Origin of the sequence: Aquiflexum balticum DSM 16537 (assembly GCF_900176595.1) — a bacterium.
GTDB classification, from domain to species: domain Bacteria; phylum Bacteroidota; class Bacteroidia; order Cytophagales; family Cyclobacteriaceae; genus Aquiflexum; species Aquiflexum balticum.
The window spans coordinates 4840571-4865095 of record NZ_LT838813.1 but is presented as its reverse complement, the minus strand read 5'-3'; the positions used below and the strand labels follow the sequence as shown (position 1 = coordinate 4865095).

General features: G+C 38.5%; 26 protein-coding genes and 1 pseudogene. 24 read left to right on the top strand and 3 right to left on the bottom strand.

Features of this window, described 5'->3' with window-relative positions; translation table 11 throughout:
• The first annotated feature begins 3 nt into the window (after positions 1–3).
• From B9A52_RS20590 to B9A52_RS20480, 22 genes and pseudogenes are all read left to right on the top strand, one after another.
• Positions 4–840, top strand: a complete 837-nt coding sequence (locus B9A52_RS20590) for a helix-turn-helix domain-containing protein (RefSeq protein WP_084122361.1) — start codon at positions 4–6, stop codon at positions 838–840.
• Positions 841–923: 83 nt separating this feature from the next.
• On the top strand, positions 924–1166 hold the full coding sequence (locus B9A52_RS20585; protein WP_084122359.1) for a hypothetical protein: 243 nt from the start codon (positions 924–926) through the stop codon (positions 1164–1166).
• 172 nt (positions 1167–1338) lie between these two features.
• Positions 1339–2133 (top strand): SDR family NAD(P)-dependent oxidoreductase, encoded by a 795-nt coding sequence (locus tag B9A52_RS20580; RefSeq protein WP_084122357.1) that lies wholly within the window; start codon positions 1339–1341, stop codon positions 2131–2133.
• Between the two features lie 100 nt (positions 2134–2233).
• Positions 2234–2497 (top strand): hypothetical protein, encoded by a 264-nt coding sequence (locus tag B9A52_RS20575; protein ID WP_084122355.1) that lies wholly within the window; start codon positions 2234–2236, stop codon positions 2495–2497.
• Positions 2498–2862: 365 nt separating this feature from the next.
• Entirely contained in the window at positions 2863–4143 is a 1281-nt protein-coding gene (locus B9A52_RS20565; RefSeq protein ID WP_197687250.1) for an alpha/beta hydrolase-fold protein, read from the top strand.
• Between the two features lie 346 nt (positions 4144–4489).
• Entirely contained in the window at positions 4490–5068 is a 579-nt protein-coding gene (locus B9A52_RS20560; protein ID WP_084122351.1) for a glycosyl-4,4'-diaponeurosporenoate acyltransferase CrtO family protein, read from the top strand.
• Positions 5069–5523: 455 nt separating this feature from the next.
• Entirely contained in the window at positions 5524–6507 is a 984-nt protein-coding gene (locus tag B9A52_RS20555) for a DUF389 domain-containing protein (protein ID WP_084122348.1), read from the top strand.
• Between the two features lie 303 nt (positions 6508–6810).
• Positions 6811–7323, top strand: a complete 513-nt coding sequence (locus tag B9A52_RS20550; protein ID WP_084122346.1) for a DinB family protein — start codon at positions 6811–6813, stop codon at positions 7321–7323.
• Between the two features lie 94 nt (positions 7324–7417).
• On the top strand, positions 7418–7870 hold the full coding sequence (locus B9A52_RS20545; RefSeq protein WP_084122345.1) for a hypothetical protein: 453 nt from the start codon (positions 7418–7420) through the stop codon (positions 7868–7870).
• Positions 7871–7889: 19 nt separating this feature from the next.
• Positions 7890–8381 carry an RNA polymerase sigma factor gene (locus B9A52_RS20540; RefSeq protein ID WP_084122343.1) on the top strand — a complete coding sequence of 164 codons (492 nt, stop codon included), beginning with the start codon at positions 7890–7892 and terminating at the stop codon, positions 8379–8381.
• Positions 8365–9012, top strand: a complete 648-nt coding sequence (locus B9A52_RS20535; RefSeq protein ID WP_084122341.1) for a hypothetical protein — start codon at positions 8365–8367, stop codon at positions 9010–9012. The genes B9A52_RS20540 and B9A52_RS20535 overlap by 17 nt, the downstream gene beginning before the upstream one ends.
• A gap of 50 nt (positions 9013–9062) precedes the next feature.
• Entirely contained in the window at positions 9063–10100 is a 1038-nt protein-coding gene (locus B9A52_RS20530) for a serine hydrolase domain-containing protein (protein ID WP_231955342.1), read from the top strand.
• Positions 10101–10146: 46 nt separating this feature from the next.
• Positions 10147–11028 (top strand): NmrA family NAD(P)-binding protein, encoded by an 882-nt coding sequence (locus B9A52_RS20525; RefSeq protein ID WP_084122339.1) that lies wholly within the window; start codon positions 10147–10149, stop codon positions 11026–11028.
• A 120-nt stretch (positions 11029–11148) separates the two neighbouring features.
• Complete coding sequence (locus tag B9A52_RS20520; RefSeq protein ID WP_084122337.1) at positions 11149–11508, top strand: bleomycin resistance protein; 360 nt, start codon at positions 11149–11151, stop codon at positions 11506–11508.
• 114 nt (positions 11509–11622) lie between these two features.
• Positions 11623–12513 (top strand): annotated as a pseudogene (locus tag B9A52_RS20515) (cation diffusion facilitator family transporter).
• Positions 12497–13078 carry a DNA polymerase ligase N-terminal domain-containing protein gene (locus B9A52_RS20510; protein WP_084122335.1) on the top strand — a complete coding sequence of 194 codons (582 nt, stop codon included), beginning with the start codon at positions 12497–12499 and terminating at the stop codon, positions 13076–13078. Before B9A52_RS20515 ends, B9A52_RS20510 begins: the two are co-directional and overlap by 17 nt.
• A gap of 46 nt (positions 13079–13124) precedes the next feature.
• A complete protein-coding gene (gene ligD, locus B9A52_RS20505; RefSeq protein WP_084122333.1) occupies positions 13125–13937 on the top strand; it encodes a non-homologous end-joining DNA ligase in 813 nt (270 codons plus the stop codon).
• Positions 13938–14248: 311 nt separating this feature from the next.
• Complete coding sequence (locus tag B9A52_RS20500; protein ID WP_084122331.1) at positions 14249–14929, top strand: hypothetical protein; 681 nt, start codon at positions 14249–14251, stop codon at positions 14927–14929.
• Positions 14930–15275: 346 nt separating this feature from the next.
• Complete coding sequence (locus B9A52_RS20495) at positions 15276–15767, top strand: hypothetical protein (RefSeq protein WP_084122329.1); 492 nt, start codon at positions 15276–15278, stop codon at positions 15765–15767.
• Positions 15768–15775: 8 nt separating this feature from the next.
• Positions 15776–16684, top strand: a complete 909-nt coding sequence (locus B9A52_RS20490; protein WP_084122327.1) for a helix-turn-helix domain-containing protein — start codon at positions 15776–15778, stop codon at positions 16682–16684.
• A gap of 11 nt (positions 16685–16695) precedes the next feature.
• The gene (locus B9A52_RS20485; protein WP_084122325.1) at positions 16696–17532 is read left to right on the top strand and encodes a maleylpyruvate isomerase N-terminal domain-containing protein; all 837 of its coding nucleotides are present in this window, start codon (positions 16696–16698) and stop codon (positions 17530–17532) included.
• A gap of 110 nt (positions 17533–17642) precedes the next feature.
• Positions 17643–19112, top strand: coding sequence for a glycoside hydrolase family 140 protein (locus tag B9A52_RS20480; protein WP_172805254.1), 1470 nt, complete (start codon positions 17643–17645; stop codon positions 19110–19112).
• A 116-nt stretch (positions 19113–19228) separates the two neighbouring features.
• Here the strand turns inward: B9A52_RS20480 and B9A52_RS20475 are convergent, their stop codons facing one another.
• Positions 19229–20035, bottom strand: a complete 807-nt coding sequence (locus B9A52_RS20475; RefSeq protein ID WP_084123626.1) for a 3'-5' exonuclease — start codon at positions 20033–20035, stop codon at positions 19229–19231.
• Positions 20035–21408, bottom strand: coding sequence for a UDP-N-acetylmuramate--L-alanine ligase (locus B9A52_RS20470; RefSeq protein WP_084122322.1), 1374 nt, complete (start codon positions 21406–21408; stop codon positions 20035–20037). The genes B9A52_RS20475 and B9A52_RS20470 overlap by 1 nt, the downstream gene beginning before the upstream one ends.
• A 265-nt stretch (positions 21409–21673) precedes the next feature.
• Here B9A52_RS20470 and dnaB point away from each other — a divergent pair, with 265 nt between their 5' ends.
• A complete protein-coding gene (gene dnaB, locus B9A52_RS20465; RefSeq protein ID WP_084122320.1) occupies positions 21674–23260 on the top strand; it encodes a replicative DNA helicase in 1587 nt (528 codons plus the stop codon).
• Positions 23261–23372: 112 nt separating this feature from the next.
• On the opposite strand, the gene B9A52_RS20460 is transcribed toward dnaB, so the two are convergent.
• The gene (locus B9A52_RS20460; protein WP_084122318.1) at positions 23373–23705 is read right to left on the bottom strand and encodes a tetratricopeptide repeat protein; all 333 of its coding nucleotides are present in this window, start codon (positions 23703–23705) and stop codon (positions 23373–23375) included.
• 72 nt (positions 23706–23777) lie between these two features.
• On the opposite strand from B9A52_RS20460, the gene B9A52_RS20455 reads away from it, so the two are divergent.
• Complete coding sequence (locus B9A52_RS20455; RefSeq protein ID WP_084122316.1) at positions 23778–24515, top strand: electron transfer flavoprotein subunit beta/FixA family protein; 738 nt, start codon at positions 23778–23780, stop codon at positions 24513–24515.
• Positions 24516–24525: the final 10 nt, after the last annotated feature.

The window sequence follows — 24525 nt, the reverse complement described above, 5'->3', positions numbered from 1 at the left end:
AAATTGAAATTCGAATCAAATACATTAAAACTTAAAGGCCGTGTTGTTTTTCAAAAGCTACGGGTTTCAACTTTCGAAAGACTGCCTAAAGAGTACCATGAGAACGAAGCTTGTTTCATTTTTGTGAATCAAGGTAATTTTCAAGTTAGGTCGCAAACCGAAATTTTACAGGTTAATAATGAAACCGCCTTATTAGCCAAATGCTTGAACTACTTCTATGAGACTGTAAAAAAACCTGGCGAGACGAATGACAATGTAGAGGTGATTGGTATAATGTTATATCCTGAGTTGATAAAGAGTTTATTTGATTTTGATATTAGAAATTCAAATCACATGTTTGATTTTAACCTAAAACAAGTACAGGTTAATAAACTACTCCAACACTACAGAGAAAGTATCAACATATTATTAGAGAATCCTGAATTGGCTGATGAGGAGTTAATAAAGAACAAACTAAGAGAGTTTATTATTTTGATGACTAAAACCATCCATGCACCATCTGAACTTGATTTTCTTGCCGCTATGTTCAAGCCCTTTTTTGCAAAGTTTGAAGAAGTTATCCAAAGTAATTTGTATGCTAACTTGAGTCTCGAGGAATTGGCAAGTCTTTGCCACATGAGTTTATCAACCTTTAAAAGAAAGTTTACAGAAGCGTATGCTGAGAGCCCTCAAAAATACTTCACAAAAGTAAAAGTGGATAAATCTATTGAATTATTGAAAAATAGTGAGTTGCGCATTTCAGACATTGCCTATGACTTAGGATTTGAATCACCTACCACCTTCAACAGAGTATTTAAACAACAAACAGGCAAAAGCCCTTCTGAATATCGAATGAGCTAAATTGATTAGTTATTGAACTTTTCTGTAAAATGGTTCAGTAGTTTAAACATGACCTTTGTTTATAATTTTAAAACAAATTAGTCATGAGAAAATCAATACCAACATTTATCTTATTAGCAACATCATTAACCCTATGGGCACAAGAAAGTCCTAAACTCGGGAAAGCCCCCACCGAAACATCTGTAGAAGTTATTATTAAAGCTCCCATTGAAAAAGTCTGGAAGGAATTTGCCGGTATAGGAGCAATTTTTTTAAAAAACCAACCAGTTGATACCTCTTATACATCTTCAGAAATAAAAACAGGAGTGATGCCACAAGACATGTGATTTTGTCTCCTTTGATAAAAAAAGGAGTTACCCTGGACGAACCTGTATTGATTTGGGAAGAAGACCATGCTACAAATATCATATTGAAACAGGCGATGAGGTTACACACGAAACGAAATTAGACTTATCCCCCGTGAATTTAATTGAAATCAAAATCTTAAAATGATCAACCATGAACTTTAAAAAAAAATATGGAAACTGGGCTTTGGTTACCGGAGCAACTTCAGGTATCGGTGCTGAGTTAACAAGCCAAATTGCTGCAAAAGGAATCAATATAATATTGGTAGCCCGTAAAGAAAAAGGATTGGAGGAACATTCAACTTTATTGCGGAATCGATACAATATAGAAACAAAGTACATTGCTGCAGATTTATCAACGGAAGAAGGAATTGAAAGAGTAAAAAGAACTCAAGAAGAAATCGGTCTTTTAGTTATCGCTGCCGGATTGGAAGTAAATGGAGCTTTTGAAAGTACACCACTGGAAAAAGAACTGCAGTTGATTCAGGTTAATATTGTTGCTACGCTTCAATTAACACACCACTTCAGTAAGGCGATGATTGACAGGAAAAAAGGAGGAATTCTTTTGATAGCAAGCTTATCAGGTCATATGCCCAATCCCTATTTTTCGAACTATGCAGGTTCCAAAGCATATATGCTGAATTTGGGCGCATCCTTATATGGCGAGTTAAAGCCAAAAGGTGTTGATGTCAGTGTTCTGTCTCCCGGCTTAACCAACACTCCGATGGTTGCAGATAATGGTGTGGACTGGAGTAAAACGCCTATGACAGCAATGGATCCGTCTATAGTTGCCGAAATTGGGTTAAATGGATTGGGCAAGAGCCTACTTTCTGTTCCAGGCGGAAAAAACAAAATGATGGCTTGGATGGCTAAACATTTACCTCTGGAAATGCAGGCAAGAATGAATGAAAAAATGATACGGAAAGCAATAAATACTACAAAACTTTAAAAAAAATATACAATGAAAAATCTACAATAATTAAAAGATAGATTGAAATCAATCAATCAAAAAATCAAGTTTGGAAAGTGTTAGCAGACTTTGGTAATATTTGCCACGGACAGCCCTTGGAGAATCGGGATGTTTTGGAACCGCACAGCTAAAGCAGGACGCAATTGATGGAAGTCGGATAGATAAAGCCTCATCCCGAACCATTCGAGAACTGAAGTTTCCCCAGCCTTTAGGCAATCAAACCTTCCTTGTTTTTGGCGGAAAGTCTGATTCACTATTGACATTATTTCGGCCAAAAACCGGAGACGTTTTGCTGTTCATTGCCCCCGGGTTGCGTTCCTTACCCGGGGCTACCCATATTTGATCCCCATGCGATTATTTTTTAATTCAAATCGGCCACCATCAATATTTAGCCAAATAAATCCTCAGAAATACTCCGATAGAAATAATCATTCCATAAAATGAAATCCCAAATAATAAAAACATCCTGATTAAGGTATTTTTTGTGGGGGAAGAAAAAGGAATTGCCGCCCGAACTGGTTCAGTTGTAAATGGAGGCCCGAAAAAAATAGGAAGGGCCGGAAAAACCGTTAAATTGTACCGGACAACTGAACAGACACATAACAGGCAGATTGGGGTCAGGCCACCAAAAGACCACCGGACCATAAGGGTCCGAACCCAATCTGCCGTACAGTTAGCCTAAATTAGGAATAGACAGGCAAAATAAGAATGATTAAAGACAATAAAATGACCAAAGGATTAAAAATAGTATTGACCATAGGACTCATTATTTTCTTTCAACAATTTGTAAAAGCTCAGGGAAATCAAAATCAACATTTTTTACAAAAAGCAGGTGTTTTGGATAGTCTTTATTCCGAAGTACTAAATGAGCCAAGAAAGATTTATATTCAACTGCCTGCCGGTTATACCCCTGAGAAAAATCAAAAATACCCTGTAGTTTTTATTTTAGATGGAGAAATGTTTCTTCCTACAGTAAATGAAGTGCAAAATTATTATAGCGGTGGTTTTACGCCTGAAATGGTAATGGTCGGTATCTCGAATGATAAAAATAGAGTAAGAGACCTAACCACTTCAACTATAACTACTAAATATGGGATGCCTTTTCATGAAAAAAATGGGGAAGCTGATAATTTTAGGAAATTTATCGAGACAGAACTTATTCCTTTTATAGAAAACAAATATCCGGTTACTGATTATAGAACATTAATTGGTCATTCTTATGGAGGTTTGTTTACTATTTCCACACTAATTAACCAACCCGATTTATTCGCGAATTATTTAGCCATTGACCCAAGTCTGGATTGGGACGACCAAAAACTATTAAACGAGGCACATAAAACAATTGCTACCCGGAATTATGAAAACAAAGCTTTATTTCTGTCTTTAAGTGGGCAATTGCACATGCAGAACCCACAGATTACGATAGACAATGTAATGCAGGATACAACAGATTTCACTTTGTTCGCCCGTTCGAATATTGCCTTTTCAAACATGGTAAAGCAAAATGCTAAAAACAGATTATCTTTAGAATGGAAATTTTACCCAAGAGATATACACGGCACTGTTACTTTTCCATCAATTATGGATGGATTAATCTCTCTTTTTGAATGGTATCAATGGGAAAATACAGATAAATTCAATTCACCTGACACACCAAAAGAAGAGCTTCTCGGTATAATAAAATACAGGGAAAAGAAGCTCAAAGACCATTTTGGATATGCTGAACCTCCTTATCCGGAAGAAATTTTAAATATGTCAGGTTACATGAATATGGATATGGAACAGTTTGAAAAGGCAAAAATGTACTTTGAACTTGCCACTGAGTATTATCCTGAAAGTGCAAATGCCTTTGATTCTATGGCTGATTATTATGAAGCAAAAGGGGACTCTTCTAATGCAATCAAATATGTAACTAAAGCTTTTGAATTAAGTGGTAACGATTACTACAAGAAAAGAATCGAAGGTCTTAAAGTGAAAATGAATAACTGAGGCTGACATTTTGTAAAAGTAATGGCAGGGAAAGTGTTAAACCTGCCTGCCGGTTGACAGGTATCAAGTTTTGTGGCGCCTGCCTTTGCCGGCAGGCAGGCGATCAAACATCACCAAATGATTTATTTGGCTAAAGCCCTTGTAGAATCGGGCTGTTTTGGAACCGTCCAGCTAAAGCAGGACGCAATTGATGGAAGTCGGATAGATGAATAAATCATTAAAGCTCAAAAAAGGGAAATAATCCATAGATTGCTTTTAGGTATCCTGATGCCGCAGTAATTAATCAGATAGAAATATTGAAGGAATAGGATTTTGCAGAAAAAAACCTAAATCATATATTGAAAAAATGTTGAAGAAAATTTTGTTTCCAATAATTGCGATATTCTTGGCCTACAGGTCTTATGAACTCTTAAAGACACTTTGGTTTGCCGAACCCTCGGAACTCATCCTTCCTATCAGAATTTTAATTGCTTTCTTGTTGAATTTATTTATCACAGGAATTTTTGCATTCCCGGGATTCGCCTACAAGACAAATCGAATATTGGGCGAAAATTATTATCGTATCAAGGATCCGGATTTAATCTCCAGATTATCCAAACTCTTGAAGGTGGAATACTTCAAAAAATTTCTTCTCCTTGTATTTTGGGGCAAGAAGGAAAATAGACAGAAATTCTTTGACGGCACCAAATTGGGTTTGGACAATTTTGATTACCAAACCAGGCAATCCGAATTCGGACACTTGGCAGCATTGATTGTTATTCAGATTGTGGTATTTTTTATGTTGTTTAAGGGACATTACGCTATCGCTTTTTTCACCACATTATTAAACTTTATTTCAAATTTTTATCCGGTTTTACTTCAAAGAACTCATAGAATACAGATTTCAAGAATCAGGAACATTTTAAATAGGAAGCCGAACCCATAGCCAGGAATCATTAATTCAATTCCAAGACTCTATTCAATTTCATCAGAAAAAAATATCGCCCCATTTATAAATAAAGATTCGGACGGGGGAGAGGATCGATGAGTGTTTTGGCAGCATCACCGGTATAGAAAGTTCACTTGATAAAGGATTGAAAGAGCGGTAGTAAGATGAATACCGACATCCATAGATGATCTTCCCATTCCTTATAATGCAAAGAAGTAAAAATACCCTGTTCAGGGTATTTGTTGTTTATAGTCAAATGGTTATGTTTAAGAAAATTAAACTGACTTGAGGTATATATATTTCTCCTAAACAGGCCATGAAAAATCATGGGTAATTCATTAAAAGCAAAAAATTAGGTTAGCGGATAACCCAATCAGCTTTACACCGAAATAGAGAGATTTATCCCATAAATTGTATTTATCTACCGTTGAAATTAAGACTATAATCTACCTATGGTCCAAATAGACCCTAACGAAAAAGACCTAGACATTGAAAGGAATTTCTTTTCAGAGAACGTCCCGGTTGAGGAAAGAGCCTCTGTTTTCAATAAACTGTTTTTTCATTATAAAAAAGACTGGCAAAATTCATTTTTGCTTATGCTTCTATTGAGTATAGGTCTGGCTTCTCTTGGACTTTCCGAAAATTCATCTGCTACAATAATTGGAGCAATGATTATTGCACCGCTTGGCCAACCGATTTTAGCTTTAGGCGGTGCCGTTGCATTGGGTTGGAGAATTCAAGCCTTGAGAATGTTTGGAATAATTATTCTTGGGTCGGCAAGTTCTATTTTAATAGCCTACCTCATTGGCTTGACTTTGCCTGATTTAACTCCCAATAAAGAAATGTTGATCAGGACATCACCGGATTTGCGGGATCTTGGAATTGCAGTAATGGCAGGGGCTGCAGGTGCCTGGGGGTATTACCGAAGTGAATTTTCAACCATATTGTCGGGAGTGGCAATTGCCGTGGCTTTATTGCCCCCACTTTGCACCTGCGGCATCATGCTTGAGCAGGGGCATTTTATATTAGCTTATGGAAGTATTTTATTGTTTGTTACCAATCTTATAGGAATAATTTTTGCCACAATTTTAATCTTTTTTGTACTTGGGATTAAAAATGCCCAAAGCCGAAAAAGATTTTACAAAGGAACAATTGCAACTATCATTCTTGGAGCAATTATCATCCTCCCACTGACTATTAATTACCAAAAGTTTAATTCAGGAATTCTGTTCCATGCTTCCATTTATGAAAAAGCAGGTAAAGTTTGTGAATTATCCGTAAATTCTCCTGTTATTAAGGAGTTATCTATTCAAGGAACCGGAGTCATCATTGCAATTGATCCATTTCCAAATGATAAAGAAGAAGAACAAAGACTCAAAACTGAATTGGAACGGTCAACAGGCTTACAGGTTTTTCTTAAAAGCTCTGCTTTATGAGAATGTTCTATTTAGAATAAAAATGTTTAACAGCTTGAATATGGTAATATCGAAAAGAGAGGTAAAACTGATTTCAAGGCAGGCAAGTCTAAAGAGATGCTTCGGATGAAGATGGAAGAGTTAAAACACATATTGGAAAATGACCCAAGTGTCAAAATAACAAGCTTTAAAAAAGGCGATATTTTACTACAGACCGGCGGTTCAAGTGCCCATCCGGTGCTTTGAGCTTAATCAGGCTTCAAGAGCACTGGGGTGCAAGCAGAGTATAGCGGGATTTTTCAGACCAAAACCTACTTAAAATCTATGAAAGAAATCATATGGAACCAATTTGGAGCAAGTATAGATATGCTGATCAATGTGATTTCAAATTGCCCTGACAATTATTTTGAGCGAAATCCGAGGTTTTATTTTATAGCCTTTCACAGTGCCATTTTTTTGGACTACTATGCGACATTGCCACCGGGCAATTTTTCGCCGCTACTTTCTTTTACCCAAAAAGGACCGGAAGACAGACCCAAAGAAGCTATTGATGATTCAATACCTGACAAAATTTACAGCAAAGAAGAATTGGTAGACTATCTCAAACAAAGCCGTGAAAAATGTAAACAACTGGTTCTGTCTTTGACTGATGAAAAATTAAATGAAAGGTTTAAAGAAGGAGACGGCCCAAATGATATGGACTATCCGATTTTGGAAATTCTACTCTATAACATGAGACACACGCAACACCATACCGCCCAATTAAATCTGCTCTTAAGACAAGATCTTGACCAACATATGGAATGGTCATTCCGGGCAGGAGATATCGATAGTTGATGAATAGCAACAAAATCGGCTTTATTTTATAATTTTTTTCATGAGGGTGTAATAATTCTGCGACTTGGGCCACTAAACAGGTAAAGAATTAATTATGACACTCAAAAATGCAATCAACCTATTCAACCGTTTAGGATCCGAGACGACCAAAAAGTCTGAAATTAAGGTGTACAGGGATTTTATCAGGATTCTTACCCATCTGGAAAATAGAAGCTTTACCAAGTCTGAAGTTCAATCCATAGAGAAGGAACTCGATGCTTTGGCTTTAAACACCAATACCTCAAAAGGCATCAAGCATTTTAAAAATGCACTTCAGCGTTTTAAAAAGTATTTGGCAGAAACTTTTTCTTTAATTGCCAAAGGGTACTACATCATCCTGGGTATTATCCTTGGGAGCGCTATAGGGTTACTGTTTGGAATTATATTACTTTCCAGTCTGGAGCGTTCTTTGGGTATTTCTCTAGGGGTTTCAGTCGGAACACTAGCCGGAATAATCATAGCAACTTATCTGGAATCACAGGCCAAAGCTTCGGGAAACCTGATATAAAAAACTGAAAATTAAAAGCTTGAGCAAGGACTTCTATACCATATCGATCAAGCCTTATGCGGCCATCATCATAAAGATATGTAGGGCATATACAAATTCCCAGGAAGACTTTGAAGATTACTATCAGGAGGTGTGCTTACAAATCTGGAGAACCAGAAACAACTTCCGGGGGCAATCCGAATGGTCTACTTGGGTGTATAGGCTGGCTTTGAATGTGAGTTTGACCATGCTGAAAAAAAAGAAAAACAATCAGCAGCTTTTTAATTCTGAATTTCTGCCCAACGAATTGGCAGAAAGTACTCAGGCATTTCCGGATGAAGCCCTCAATCAATTGTATGATGCCATTAAAAGTTTATCTGAAGTAGATAGGGGAGTAATATTACTTTACCTGGACGAAAAGTCTTATCAGGAAATAGCCGAAATCACTGGTACAAATGCCAACAATGTCGGTGTCCGGATCAAACGAATTAAAGAACGATTAAAAAAAATATTAGATGGAAAAGTCGATTGAATCAATATGGAAACAGGGGTTTTTGAATAACGATGCTTTAGTGGCCCCAAAAGTGAATGATCTCTATAACCGTAAGTCGATACACCTAATAGAAAGATTCAAGAAGATGTTCCAGATGAATATATGGGGGATCATCATCGGTGCTGTGATCCTGTTTGTCGGTTCCTACCTTATAGGTGCCCTGATAGCAGGCAGCATTTTATTCATTATGTTGATTTATATCGCTTATACTGCCTACTTTGAACTAAAGACTTTAGAAGGGATTGATAAGGGACAAAGCAGTTATTTTTTTCTAAAATCATTTAAAGATTGGATTGATCAGTCTATCGACCGCTATGGCAAAATGTACCGGGTAGTCTATCCTCTTCTGCTACTTACCTTTTACTTCGGGATTTGGATGTCGGATGTTTTTGCCGGCATGAGAGAACTTGTAGCAGAGCGCACAACTGATTTAATTTTCGGGTTCCATACCTACACCACACTGGTCATAATTGTTGTAGCTATCTTAATGAGCGTATTCAGTAAGCGGATTCATAAGGAGGATGTTGGCGCGCTTTATGGGGGAATAATGAAAAAGCTGGAGGATGCGCTTGCTGAAATGGAAGAACTGAGAGATCAGCATTCTATATAGAATTCTTAATTTGCGATTAAGTCTAACTAATTAGTCGAACTTTATAAACCGTGACCAAAAACCAATCGAAAAAAAATCTCAGAATAATATTCATAGTTGCAAGCATCAGCTCCTTGTACTTCGTGCCTTGGATTTTGGTAAAGGCTTGGATTTTACCGTTACCTGATACCGTTCAAGAGCAATTAGAGCAAGGTATAGATTATGGATTTGATGGAATGATTGTTTACGTGGACCAAGCGGGAAATCCACCGGAGTTTTATGCGGCAGGCTGGCATGACCGAAAAAATAAAATACCTGCCTATCCACAAGCCTTATTCAAGATTGCCAGCATTACCAAGTTATATATTGCTGCGGCTACCGCAAAATTGGTAAATGAAGGACGTTTGTCATTAGATACAACACTCGCAGATTACTTCCCGGAACTTGCAGTGCGAATTGAAAATTCTGAAAAAATAACCTTGAGAATGATGCTGCAGCATCGGAGTGGCATACCCGATTTTGTAAACCATCCTGATTATTGGACTAAACCGCCAAAGGATAAACAGGAAACCCTTGAATACGCCCTCGATCTACCGGCAGACTTCCTGCCAGGTGAAGGTTATGGTTATTCAAATACCAATTATATGCTGATTTCTGACCTCTTTGATAAAACCTTGGGTTATAGCCATCAGCAATATATCAAGGAGGAAATCCTGATACCAATGGGGCTGAAAAATACCTTTGGTAGCTTGCATGAAGTGGATATAGCAGAAGTGATGAGTGGCTATTATGTTGGTGTTGACACCGATTTCAAAACTGAAGATACTGGCTTGATGTTGGCTACAGCAGAAGATGTGGGGATTTTCTTACGTGCATTAAATGACGGTTCGCTGTTTAATGAAGGTGAACAGGAAATCTATTCCTCCATTTATGTGTATGAACATACTGGTCTACTTCCTGGCTATCAGAGTATTGCCAAATACCACAAAGACCTGGACATGGTTGTCATCCAATTCAATAATACAAGCAATTTTGACGGATATAACTGGAATTTAGCGGAAATCATTTATAGCAGGATTGTCAGCATATTGAGGAATAAAGAAAGATAAAGACCCTAAATTGTGTTTTTCAATCGTGAGGGTGAAATAAAAGATAATGAAACGAATTCTTGTAACCGGGGCAACAGGAAACATTGGACTTGAAGTCGTCCATTATTTGAATGTGTTGAATTCGGATAGTGAGATTATTGCGGCTGTACGTGACATTGCTGATGCCAAGCTGAAATTCCCGGATGCCGTAAACCTTCAATTCAGACAGTTTGATTTTGAGAATCCGGATACTTTTTCGGCTGCTTTTCATCTGGTTGATGTGCTGTTTTTGCTCAGGCCACCGCAAATTTCAGAAGTTGACAGATTCTTCCGCCCCCTTTTGCTTGCAGCTAAGGCGAACGGCATCAGGAACGTGGTATTTCTTTCAGTCCAAGGGGCAGAGAAAAGCAAGGTAATTCCACATAACAAAATTGAAAACCTGATCCAGCAACTTGAATTCAACTACATTTTTGTCAGGCCGAGCTATTTTATGCAAAACCTCACGACAACATTGCTTCCTGAAATTGTAAAACAAAAAAGCATTACCCTGCCTTCAGGTAAAGCAAAATTTAATTGGATTGATGTCAAAAATATCGGGGAAGTTACAGCTTACCTTATTTTAAACTTTGGCAAATATCAAAACAGGTCTTTTGAGATAACAGGAACAGAAAACAAGAATTTCGCTGAAGTAGTAGATTTGATGAGTGAAATAACCGGAGAAACCATAAGCTTTCAAAGCATCAACCCGATCCGTTTTTATTTCAAAAAGAGAAAAGAAGGAATTGCAAGCGGATTTGCAGCGGTGATGACCATCCTTCATTTTTTGCCGCGGTTTCAAAAAGAACCGGATATTTCAGATAACTTTCAAAAGCTCACAGGTAAGAAACCAACTTCAATACGGGAATTTATTGCAAGAGAAAAGGAAAAATTAACGGGAATCCAACAATAGGAACAGTGCATTCTTAAACGGCAAAACAGGCCCATAAAAAATTCATTGTCAAGGGCATGGAATTCAGACCATAATAAACTACTATTAAGAAATTTTATTCCAAAATAATCAAAACAAATTATGCTGACAGCAATCAATCCCAAATTGCCTATGCGTGACAAAGCAGTCACTAAAGACTATTACCTGAACAAATTGGGTTTTCAAACCTTTGGCGACAAGGACTATGATGGATATTTAATGGTTGCTAAGGACTCCATTCAAATTCACTTTTTTGAATTCAAAGACCTTGACCCAAAAGAAAACTATGGACAGGTTTATATCAGAACAGATAACGTTGATAAACTTTATCAGACCTTGCTGGACAGCAAAGTTCCCATTCACCCAAACGGGAAATTGGAGACAAAACCTTGGGGTCAAAGAGAATTTTCCTTACTTGACCCGGACAACAACTTACTGACTTTCGGACAAGGTATAAAATGAAAGGATTTGATGTCAGATGCCAGGAAACCAATCTAAAGTTCGGGAATCAGGTATTTCGACAAAACTAAATCAGGAATTGCAAGAGAATGGATTTCAAATCCTTAAATTTAAACTATGGGCCATTCTCACGGACATTCAGGTGGTACTAAAAACCTGAAAATCGCTTTTTTTATTAATATTGGTTTTACCGGATTGGAAATTATTGCCGGCTTTTTTACCAATAGCATAGCCATTATTTCTGATGCACTGCACGATTAAGGCGATAGCCTTTCTTTAGGGTTGGCCTGGTATCTCGAGAAAAAAGCTTCAAAAGAAGACGCAACAAACAAATTCAGCTTTGGCTATACCCGCTTTCGATTATTTGGTGCATTGGTAAATGCAATTGTACTCATCCTTGGTTCTGTTTATATCATCTTTGAAGCGATAGGAAGATTTCAGCATCCCGAGCCGGTAAAATCCTTATGGATGATGGGTATCGCCGTGATTGGCGTGGTTGCCAACGGTTATGCAGCTTGGCGAACCAGGGGGGCAAAATCTTTGAATGAAAAGGTCATCAGCTGGCATCTGCTTGAGGATGTTTTTGGATGGGTTGCAGTACTTGTTGTTTCAATTATTCTTCAGTTCAAAGACTGGTATTTTCTTGATCCTGCCCTTTCTATTGCGATTTCATTATTTATTCTGTACGGAGTTGGCAGAAGATTATGGGACACCATCTATCTGCTTTTACAGGGAGTTCCCGAAAATATCGATTTGGAGGAAATCAGATCAAAACTCAAGGAAGTAAGCCATGTGCGGTCCATTCATCACACCCATATTTGGTCTTTGGATGGAGAGCATCATGTACTTACCACACATCTTGTACTGGAGAATATTTCCGAATTTTGCCAAATAGATCAAGTCCGGCAAAGTGCCTTGGAAGCTTTGAAAGAATATGGTTTTCACCATTATACCATACAAGTAGAATTGGATCCTAAAACCTGTAAATTGAATGATGAAAATACCTGATTTCAGTAAAACCGGGGAACCAATGGTAGAAAATGGGAAAGGAAAAAGCAAAGAACCGATTTTCGTGATTCAAAAACACGATGCCAGCCACCTTCATTATGACTTCAGAATTGAAATAGACGGAACCCTGAAATCCTGGTCTGTACCTAAAGGGCCGAGCACAGATCCAAAAGAAAAGAAATTGGCTATTCCTACCGAAGACCATCCGATGGACTATGCGGACTTCGAAGGAGTGATTCCTGAGGGGCAATACGGAGGAGGAACAGTGATGATTTGGGATAAAGGAACATTCGAAAACATAAAAAAAGATGACAAAGGAAAGCCAATGTCGCTCAAAAAATCTTTTGAAGAAGGTACCGTAGAAATATATTTAAGGGGGCAAAAGCTACAAGGCGGCTATGCCCTGATCAAAATGAATCAAGGAACAATGAAAGGAAATTGGCTCCTGATCAAAATGGATGACGATAAGGCAGATGCCCGTCGAAATCCAGTCAATACGGAAAACAAAAGCGTAAAAACAGGGCGAACCATGGAAGAAATAAAAAAAGAAGCAGGGGAGGACTGAATACACCCATAATCTTACGGGTAGAATTTATAAAAGAAAAACCCAAATGAAAATCGAGGAAGTAGAAATATCGAATCCCGAAAAATTAATTTTTCCGGGAAAGAAAATCACAAAGCTGGACATGGTGAAATACTATGATAAAGTTGCTGACAAAATGTTGCCTTTTCTAAAAGACCGGCCCTTGACCTTGCAGCGATTTCCGGATGGAATTGATCAGGATGGCTTTTATCAGAAAAATGCTTCGGATTATTTCCCGGATTATATTGAAACCATTGCCATAAAAACAGAAGAAGGAACCAACACCCAAGTGATCTGCAACAACAGGAAAACCCTGATTTATCTGGCAAATCTGGGGACGGTAAGCTTCCACATCTGGCTGGCGAAAAAGGAGGATTTATTTAAGCCTGATAAAGTGGTTTTTGATTTGGATCCGCCAAAAGATTCTTTTAAAAAAGTAAAGGATGCTGCTGGAAAAATAGGGGAATTCCTTCGTAAAGAGGGAATTGAACCCAAACTCATGACCTCAGGTAAAAGCGGATTTCATATCTGGTATTCCGTAAAACCCGACAAAAACTTTGATGACAGACGTAAAGAAGCCAAAGCATTGGCGAATAAAATGGAAGAAGAATATCCCGATTTGCTGACCACTGCCATCAGAAAAAACAAGCGGGAGAATAAAGTTTTCATTGATTACCTAAGAAATGCTTATGGTCAGACTTCGGTTTGTCCTTATTCCCTGCGCCCCATACAATCCTGCGGAGTGGCTACACCTTTGGAATGGGAGGAACTGGCAACAATCGAAAAAGCCGATCAGTATACTCTTACAAATCTTTTTAGGCGCCTTGGACAAAAAAAATAATCTATCTTATACTCCTATTTTAGCAGATTTTCAGGTTTCTTCTCCCTAAATCATCAAATTACTATGATATCTAGGTCGAAGCTTATGAGCAATTTGGAAATACCCGGATAGCCATCGAAAACTTTAAAAAATCGCTCGAATTAAATTCAGGTAATGAAAGGCCAGATAAAACATTAAAGAATTGAACAAGGAAAAAAAGATACTATTGAAAATAAAAGCATAGAAACTTCGGATTAGCTTATTATATTTATTCATTACCCCATCAAAATATCAGAAAACAAACAAGTTCTAGGTAAATAAACCAGTGTAATATGTCAACCAAGCTAGCCAAAGGAGAACCATTTTTTTACTATTTCAGTGGCGTTCTTCTGATTACAGTAGTATTTGCATTCGGAATGAATATCCTGCTCAGGAATTACCACTTGGACTCTCCTATGCCCTTAATAATCGCTCATGGGATAGCAATGCTTTTGTGGTATGTTATTCTCTTTTGGCAAACCAGGCAAATCCGGGTGAATAATCTTAAAAATCATATGCAAGTGGGGCTGATGACCATCGTTCTTGCGATTATAATAATTATATCCGGGGTCATGATTGCTATAAGCAACTTCAAGGGAGAAGGAGAAGCGCTTACTCTTTTTGGTAACTTTTCAGGTTTATTTGTTTTTGGGATTTTATATGTTTTTGCTTTAAAAAACAGAATGCAATCAGCTATTCATAAAAGACTTATGATCGTAGCATCTATTGCAATGCTATCACCTGCTTTGGTCAGAATATTAAGAATATTTGAGATCAATGATTTTGTAACCTTACCTTTTTGGCTGCTATACATGGCTGCTTTGCCAATTTATGATTATAAAAAGTTTAATAAAGTGCATAAGACCACATTGTTAGCAACAGGGTTTCTTCTATTAATCTTATTCGGCGGTGCACCAATAGGAATGTCGGAAGGTTGGTCCAGCTTGATGGAATCCATATTCAGAAGTAATTGAAGATATAACTCAGTTTTATTTTTAGATAGAATTACCGGAGTGGAAATGATTTTCTGATCAGATTTAAATATAGCAGATACTATCTGATCAAACAGAGAGATATACCCCATGAATGGCAGCTGTGCCACCCATTGGTCGTAAGACCAAAAAAAAATCCTTAAAATCTATCCATTCTCCTGCAATTTGTATCCATTTACATTTTTGGATCCAAGCATATTTGTTGTATGATTTTTAACAAATCAAATAATACAACCATGATTTAAAAACCTTTCTTGGAAGTAAATGATAAATAACCCATTTCTAAGGGAGAGGATTTCAATTCTTTACACAATTTAAAACTACAAATATGGAATTAATAAATCACAGCATCCAATGGGTCAAAGGCGAGGTCTTACAAGGTAGAATTGGCTTTGCTGCAGGCATTTTGATCGCTTTGGCTTTTCTTTATTTTGCCGATTTTGAACAATCGTTTTATAAGGGAATGATTTTGCCAATGGTAATTTTACAACTCGTCTTATTAGGTTATAGCGGTTTCCAAATGGTCATGCGACCCAAACATATTGAAAAGGTAAGGCAGGAAATTCAATTAAATCCAGCAAATGCAGTGAATATGGAACTGGAGAAATCCAAAAAAGATGATAAAATATTCAGCATAATAAGAATTGTTTGGGCCGGACTGTTTGTGGTTTCCCTGATTTTATTTTTTATATTGAAAAGTGAGTTTTTTAAAGGAATGGGTTTGGGATTTGTGGTCTTCTTTGGAATAGCATTTATTTTCGATTCCTTTTTACATTACAGATTAAAAACTTATTTAACTGCCTTGCAGCAATTAGCGTAATATTGATTATGGAAAACCCCGTCAGCCACATTAAAACCATCTCAGAACTGCATAATATTTTTGGTTTATCAAAACCCAAACACCCTTTGGTTTCTGTGGTAAGACATTCGGATATGCATATTGACAGTGTTTTCAGCAATCAGCGATTTAGCTTGGATATGTATATTATATCGCTTAAAGGCAATCAGGAAGCCACTTTGAAATATGGCAGAAACACCTACGACTTTCAGGAAGGGTCTATGGTTTTTATTGCCCCCAATCAGGTGATTGCCTCAAGTTCTTCTGATTTTTCAAAAACCCAAGATGAATGGACTATCATAGTGCATTCCGATTTTATTCAGCGTGTCGGCCTGCAAGACAGTATTCGGCAGTACCGGTTTTTTGACTATGAAGAAAGGGAATCCTTGCATTTATCAGACGATGAGAAAAAATCACTCACAGAAATCATCCATAAAATTGAGGCCGAGTATCACCAACGCATAGATAAACACACCGATGAAATAATCGCCATCAATTTGGAATCCTTGCTCAAATATTGTCTCCGGTATTACGAACGGCAGTTCATCACCCGAAAAACCCTGAACAAAGGTCTACTCATTCAATTTGAAAATTTTTTAAATAACTATATGCATGCCGAACTTGCTGAAAAAGGAATACCAAGCGTAACGCAATGTGGTGAAGCACTTAACCTTTCACCCTATTATTTGAGTGACTTACTCAAAGCCGAAACTGGAAAAAGTGCCAAAGAGCATATTGATTTAGCTTTGATAAATAGGGCCAAAAACCGCTTACTGCAATCCAACGAGAGCGTCAGCGAAATTGCCTATGGATTAGGTTTCGATTATCCCAACCATTTCAGTAAATTGTTCAAATCCAAAACAGGAATGAGTCCCAAAGAATTTAGGACTTTAAATTGAGCGGCTGAAAAATGAAGAAACCAGAACAAATAGATGTAATTGCCCTAATGCCGGAGCTGGATAAGATGCTTTTCAAGTTATTGGAAGGATTATCTGTCGAAGATTGGGAAAAACCAACTTTAGCACCTAATTGGAAGGTGAAAGATGTTGCTGTCCATTTATTGGATGGAAATTTGAGAACGCTTTCCATGTTGCGTGATGGATATTATGGGGAGACTCCTGAATCGGTAAATTCCCATGAAGATTTAGTAAACTTTCTCAATGGTTTGAATGCGGATTGGGTAAAGGCAACAAAAAGACTTAGCCCAAAAGTTATCATTCAATTATTGAAAATATCAGGAAAAGAATACTGTGATTTCCTGGCAACCTTAAATCCTGATGATAAAGCTGAATTTTCAGTGGCTTGGGCGGGTGAAAACGAATCGAAAAACTGGTTTCATATAGCAAGGGAATATACTGAAAAATGGCATCATCAACAGCAGATTAGACTTGCTGTAGGTGAGGAAAAGGTATTGTTGGAAGAAAAATGGTACTTGCCATATTTGGACACTTCAGTCAGAGCGCTTCCACATCATTATCGTAAGGTTGAAGGAAAGGATAAAGATTTGGTCAAATTTACTTTTTGTGGGCAAACAGAAAAAAGTTGGTTTTTGTATTTTAACAAAGGTTGGGAGTTATATACCTCTTCAAGTCAAGAACCCATTTGCGAAGTTAAAATAAGAGATGATTGTGCTTGGAAAATATTTACCAAAGGTATGAGGAGAGAGGAAGCGATTTCAAACTCAGAAATAATCGGAGATATAAAACTTGGCGAGAAAATATTTGATATGATTGCTGTAATGGCATAGGTAAAGAAAAACCATATACAAAACGAAGTTATAATTTATGGCGTGTTTTAAGATAAAGTTTTTTTTACCTTACTTATCAGGGGTTCAATACAATCAAAAAAATGATAGCTGTGAATAAAAAAATATTTCTTACGTTGGCCGGTTTCCTTTTTCTGGCGATACTTTCAGGAAATAATTTCCATGACCTTACAAAAATCGGCAACATGGGTAATCTAAAAACCTCACCAGGACTGGCTGGTGGCTTGCGAATGTGGGATCATGGCAAGTTGCAGGTTAGTCCAAATAGAAGGTACCTGGAGCATGCAGATGGCACGTCTTTTCTGTGGATTGGAGACACCGCATGGGAAATCTTTTATCGTCTCCGATCCTCTAATCCTGAAGGCCATGACATTGAGGAATATTTTCAAGATAGGAAAAATAAGGGCTTTACCTTAATCCAGGCAGTACTAATCGAAGAGCTTGACTACAAGAAAGGAAGGGGATGCGCTGAAAATGGCAGCACGCCATTTGTTAACATGGATCCGGGAAAAAGGGTGGAGGCTTACTGGAATTGGGTTGACCATGTAGTTGAGAGAGCACAGGAATACGGTTTATACATGTGCATGCTTCCTGCATGGGGTAACTGGGTAAATGATCAGGCCATTTTCAATAGAGAGAACGCATATGATTACGGAGTATTTCTGGGGGCTAGATATAAGGATAGCCCGAATATCATATGGATGCTGGGAGGCGACAGACATGTCAACGAAAACCAGAAAGCGATTTGGAACAGCTTGGCAGCAGGTATAAAAAGCGAGATTGGCGATAATTTTCTGATGACCTTCCACCCGGCAGGAGCTAAATCAAGTTCAATGGATTTTCATGATGAACCCTGGCTGGATTTCAATAACTTCCAGAGTGGTCATCAGATGGATGGAAATAATTCATGGAATCTGGCTATTGCGGATTGGGAAAGAACACCTACAAAGCCAACCCTGAACAGCGAGCCTGGCTATGAAGGCATTGTAGAGAAATTCTGGGAAAGTTGCGATAACCCAAGGTTTATTGATTATGATGTCAGGAAAGATGCTTATCGCTCCTTACTGGCGGGGAGCTTTGGGCACACTTACGGCCACAGCAGCATCTGGCAAATGCTAAGACCCGGTGACACTCCTGTAGCATGTGCTGATCCGGATGTGAATTGGTATGATGCCATTCACTCCATCGGGTCATCACATATGACACATATCGGTAATCTGTTAAAATCAAGACCTGCCGACCGATGGAGAGAGGAATCGCTTGTAGTGGAGGGGATGGGTTACGGCAAGGACCGAATGGGAGCATCAAGAGGAGATGACTTCGCCTTCATTTACTTCCCGGCCCCTATTATAAGAACGATTCAGATGAACAAGATCAGTGGTAGCAGGGTAAATTGCTACTGGTACAATACCAGGACAGGCGAAAGTAACCTCATAGGGACTTATAAAAACTCAGGAACAAGAACTTTCTCTTCGCCTGAGGGCCTTGATTGGCTTCTTGTAATTGATGATGCAGATGCCGGATATTCCCCACCTGGAATGTCCGACATTTGGTATCATTAGGGATTTGGCGTATACATGACATATCTTGGATAACAATGCCTTGATAAACAGCGATAACCTATTCGGATCTATTGACCGCTTAAGAATAAAGAAATGGTAAATCCAAAGCAGATCGGTTATCTCTGATTGAAAGCCCTGAGTTTGACCTGGGTAAATTTTCTTTTGGTATCCAGGGGAAAATCCCCTTTCATCATCCAATCATAATAGGAGGGTTCTTCTTTGAGAACCTGCTCAATGGTTTTTCCTTTGTGTTTGCCGAAGTTGAAGCATTCTACACCATCCTCATTAAAGATAAACCTACCTGCCAGGTCCACCATTTTCTCGTTGAGGATGCTGTGGATTTTTTTCATGTCATTCTCAAAGATCCCCAGTTTGTTTCCCTGTAAATCTTCAGCTTCTGCTCCATTATAAAGGGAAATTTGTGCCTTAAAAACCTCATAAGAAGCGATGGTGTCAGCCTCGGCGCTGTGCGCATTTTCCAAGGTTTGGCCACAATAAAACTTGTAAGCAGCTGCTAGATTCCTTTTTTCCATCATATGGAAGATTTTTTGGGAATCCAGGATATTTCTTTTCTCTATATCAAAATCGATTCCTGCCCTCAAAAACTCCTCGACCAATAAAGGAATGTCAAACTTCAGCACATTGAAGCCTGCCAAATCGGCTCCTGTCAGAAATTGATGGTATTCTTTTGAGATTTCTTTAAATGTAGGGGAGTCTTTAACATCCTCATCAAAAATACCGTGAATGGCTGATGTTTCTTTGGGAATAGGAATAGTGGGATTGATCAAAGAAGTTTTGATTTCTTCTTTCCCGTCGGGGTAAACTTTCAAAATCGATATTTCCACAATCCTGTCTGTGGAAATATTCGTTCCGGTAGATTCCAGATCAAAAAAAGCAACGGGGTTTCTTAAATTTAAATTCATCATTTTTGGCTTTGATTTATTGTGTTTTTTAGTTGAGATAGATCCATGTCGTCATAATTGCCCGAACTCATCAATAGAAGGTTTGCTTGCCTATAATCCTGTGATTCAAGAAAAACTTTGAGTTGGTCAATATCTGTGAAAAGCTTTAGGTCATTTCTTTTGAAGGCATCCCTCAGGGTGTCTTCATCCATTAACTCCAGCTTTTTCAAAGATACGGCTTTTGGGTTTAAATAAATAACCGCCACATCTGCCTCATCAAAGGTGTGGGCATAATTATTGACAAAGTCTTTGTTTAAAGAACTGTAAGTATGTAATTCCTGTACGGCAATTAATTTTCTTTCCGGAAATTGATTTTTTACCGCATTCACCGTTGCTTGCAATTTGGATGGTGCATGTGCAAAATCTCTATACAAAATGGATTGATCTGATTTCGCCAATACTTCCTGTCTTTTGGCAGCTCCTTTGAATTCCTGAACGGCCTCATAAAACTGCTCCTTCGTCAATCCAAGACTCAGGCATACTTCCAATGCCCCTTGCAGGTTTTGAAGGTTATGTTCACCAAAGACAGTGATAGCGATATCGCCGGAATCAGTCAGCAGGTAAGTAATTCCTTCTTTTATTTTATAAGGATGGGCTTTGTACGGGATCAGGTTATCTATTTTTCCTTTGGACTTTTGTCCCAGTTCGTCGACAATCGGATCCTCAGAACAATAGATAAAGTAGCCTTGCTGCGGAGTCATCTCCACCAGTTTTTCAAATTGTTCCCTATAAAAATCAAAGGTTGGAAACACATTGAAATGATCCCAGGCTATTCCGCTCATCAGGAGGATATCGTGGTGATAATGGAAAAACTTAGGCCTTCTATCCAAGGGGGAAGTCAGGTATTCATCCCCTTCTATGATAATGACCGGAGCATTGGACAATTTGACCATCAGGTCAAAACCTTCAATCTGTGCGCCCACCAGGTAATCAAATTCTTTTTGATGAAACTTCAGCACATGGAGAATCATGGAGGTGATACTGGTTTTGCCATGAGAACCGGATATGACCACTCTTTTCTTGTCCTTGCTCTGTTCATAGATAAATTCAGGAAAAGAGAAGATGGGGATGTTCAGGTCTTTGGCCTTTTGGAGTTCTGGATTTTCGATTCGGGCATGCATACCCAAGATAATGCCATCGAGGCCTGCATGGATTTTTTCCGGGAACCAACCTTTTTCTTTCGGTAAGATGCCTGCTTTTTCCAAACGGGTCCTGGAAGGTTCGTAAATTTCATCATCAGAACCGGTCACTTGGTAGCCTTTGGCTACCATGGAAAGGGCCAGGTTATGCATCACGGCTCCACCGATAGCAATAAAATGATATTTCTTGGTCATAAGTATTCAACAAAGCCCAAAAGTAAGAAATGATTTTTTGGAGAGACCTCATCAACTATTTATTTTTCAAATTTTCTGGATTATCCAGATGAGAAGATTTATTTTTTTCTTTAATAAGAAATAAGTGATCTATAGAAAAAGATAATACAAGGAAAGAAAAGACGTTTTAGATAGGGGCTTGATTATCTTTTGATTGGACAAATTGTGAATAACTCGTTAATAAATTGTTCAAAAACATTGATTCAAAGAGGCTACATTTGTGGTTATGACGGACAATAAATCTATAGGAAAGGACAGAATAGTTGGAAAAAGAAAACCTGATTTGGGTAGCCCAATGGGCATGGGAAAATTACCTCCTCAGGCTATAGATTTAGAAGAAGCGGTGCTTGGTGCCCTGATGCTTGAAAAAGATGCCCTGACAGCTGTAGTGGATATTTTGAAACCGGAGAGCTTTTACAAGGAAGCCCATAAGGTGATTTTTTCAGCCATTCTCGACCTCTTTTCTGACAGTCAGCCCATCGATTTATTGACTGTCACCAATCAGCTGAGAAAGAAAGGACAGCTGGAAATGGCCGGTGGCGCATTTTTCATCACTGAACTTACTTCCAAAGTTTCCTCTGCTTCCAATATCGAATACCACGCCCGAATCATTACCGAGCAATCCATGAAGCGGGAAATTATTTCCATTTCATCTGAAATCCAAAGAGAGGCCTTTGAAGATACTACTGATGTTTTTGAGCTTTTGGATAAAATGGAGCAATCTCTTTTTGAAATTTCCGAAAAGAATATCAGGAAAAATTATTCTGATATGCGTTCGATTTTGAAGGAAGCCATTGTCGAATTGGAATCCAAAAAAGGACAGAAAGATGGACTTACGGGTGTTCCAAGTGGTTTTACTGCGCTGGACAGAGTTACCTCAGGCTGGCAAAAATCAGATTTGGTGATTATAGCAGCCAGACCTGCCATGGGTAAGACGGCATTTGTGTTATCCGTATTAAGAAATGCTGCAGTGGACCACAACCGACCGGTGGCCATTTTTTCTTTGGAAATGTCTTCTATCCAGCTGGTCAATCGTCTGATTTCTTCAGAGGCTGAGCTGGATTCAGATAAAATCAAAAAAGGAAATCTTGCCGATTATGAATGGGAGCAACTTGTCCATAAGACCGGTAAACTATCCAAAGCTCCTTTATTCGTAGATGATACTCCTGCACTTTCAATTTTGGAATTGAGGGCAAAATGCAGAAAGCTAAAAGCCCAGCATGATATTCAGTTGATTGTGATTGATTACTTGCAGTTGATGTCGGGTGACTCCAAATCAGGAGGAGGCGGTAACAGGGAACAGGAGATTGCAAGTATTTCCAGAGCTTTGAAGAAGATTGCCAAGGAATTGAGTGTTCCGGTGATAGCGCTTTCTCAGCTTTCGCGGGCGGTAGAAACCAGGGGCGGCGATAAAAGGCCGCAGCTTTCTGATTTGAGGGAATCGGGTGCCATCGAGCAGGATGCAGATATGGTCATGTTCCTGTACCGTCCCGAATATTACGGCATCACAGAAGATGAGGACGGCGCATCCACAGCCGGAGTGGGAGAAGTAATCATAGCCAAACATAGAAATGGATCCTTGGACAATGTCAAACTCAGATTTATCGGCAAATACACCAAGTTCACGGATTTGGAAGTGAATATTCCCTACAAATCACAGGACCCACTCTATGGGCACAAGTTTCCAAGTGGAGCAGGAGGTCAGAATTTTGATTCAAGCAATATGATCCGGGTGCAGAGCAAAGCCAATGGAGGTGATTATGATGAGCCCTTCCCAGGTGGTTTGGGGAGTAATAAGCCGGCGCCTTTTTGAGTTTAAGACACAGGACTTAAGACACAAGATACAAGACATAAGATTCTAGACTGGGTAATCCTAAATGTTGAAGGATATTGGAAGTAATAGCATATTCTCAAAAACTTCCCACTTAATCGATGTCATTTTCAAACAGGAAATTCTGATAGCTGTTCTTTAATTCTTTAAGGGTTTTGTCATTGTTTTGTTCCTCGGCGAGTCTGATGCCGCTTTCAAAAATTTCTTTGGCTTTATCTATATCGCCCTCAGATGCAAAAAAACCGGCAGCATGATAATAGGTGGGTAAGTAAACCTTATGCTCCATAAGGAGTTTATTGAAGTAGAATTTTGCCAGGTCCGGATCACTTTCCTGGTGCTCCAAGGCCAAGGCGTACCAATTAAAAGGATTAGTCGGATCTTGTTCGGCAAAAGATTTCAGCATTTCGATACGTGACAATTTGCTCATGAATTCTTTTTTTAATTATGGCCTTATGACTAAATTCACGCAATTTAAAAATAAATAACCTAAATATACATAATGAAGATTCTTGTTTGTATTACCCATGTACCGGATACCACATCCAAAATTCAGTTTACAGATAGCAATACCAAATTTGATAAAACCGGTGTTCAATTTATCATAGGACCTTACGATGATTATGCATTGGCCAGGGCAGTTGAACTCAAAGAGCAGCTGGGAGCAAGTCTTACTGTGCTGAATGTGGGAGAAGCAGAAACTGAACCCACATTGAGGAAAGCGCTCGCTATCGGTGCTGATGATGCCATCAGAATAAATGCCTTTCCAAAAGATTCCCTTTTTGTGGCCAATCAGATAGCAGGCATTGCAAAATCAAATGGTTATGATCTGATTTTGATGGGCAGGGAATCAATAGATTTCAATGGTGGTATGGTCCATGGCATGGTCGGAGAGATGCTGGGGATTCCATCCGTTTCTCCTGTGATGAAATTGGAGATTGAGGGGGAAAACGTGAAAATGGCAAGGGAAATTGAAGGTGGAAAAGAATATCTGGAAGCAAAACTGCCATTGATAGCAGGATGCCAGGAACCGATTGCAGAATGGAAAATACCGAATATGAGAGGAATTATGTCAGCAAGAACCAAACCTTTGCAGGTAATAGAACCAACCGTGGACGGCGCAAATACCAAAGTGACTTCCTATCAGTTGCCCCCCGCAAAAGGTTCTGTCAAACTTGTGGATAAAGACAATGTTGCGGAATTGGTGAGATTGTTGAAAAATGAAGCCAAAGTGCTTTAATCATTAAACA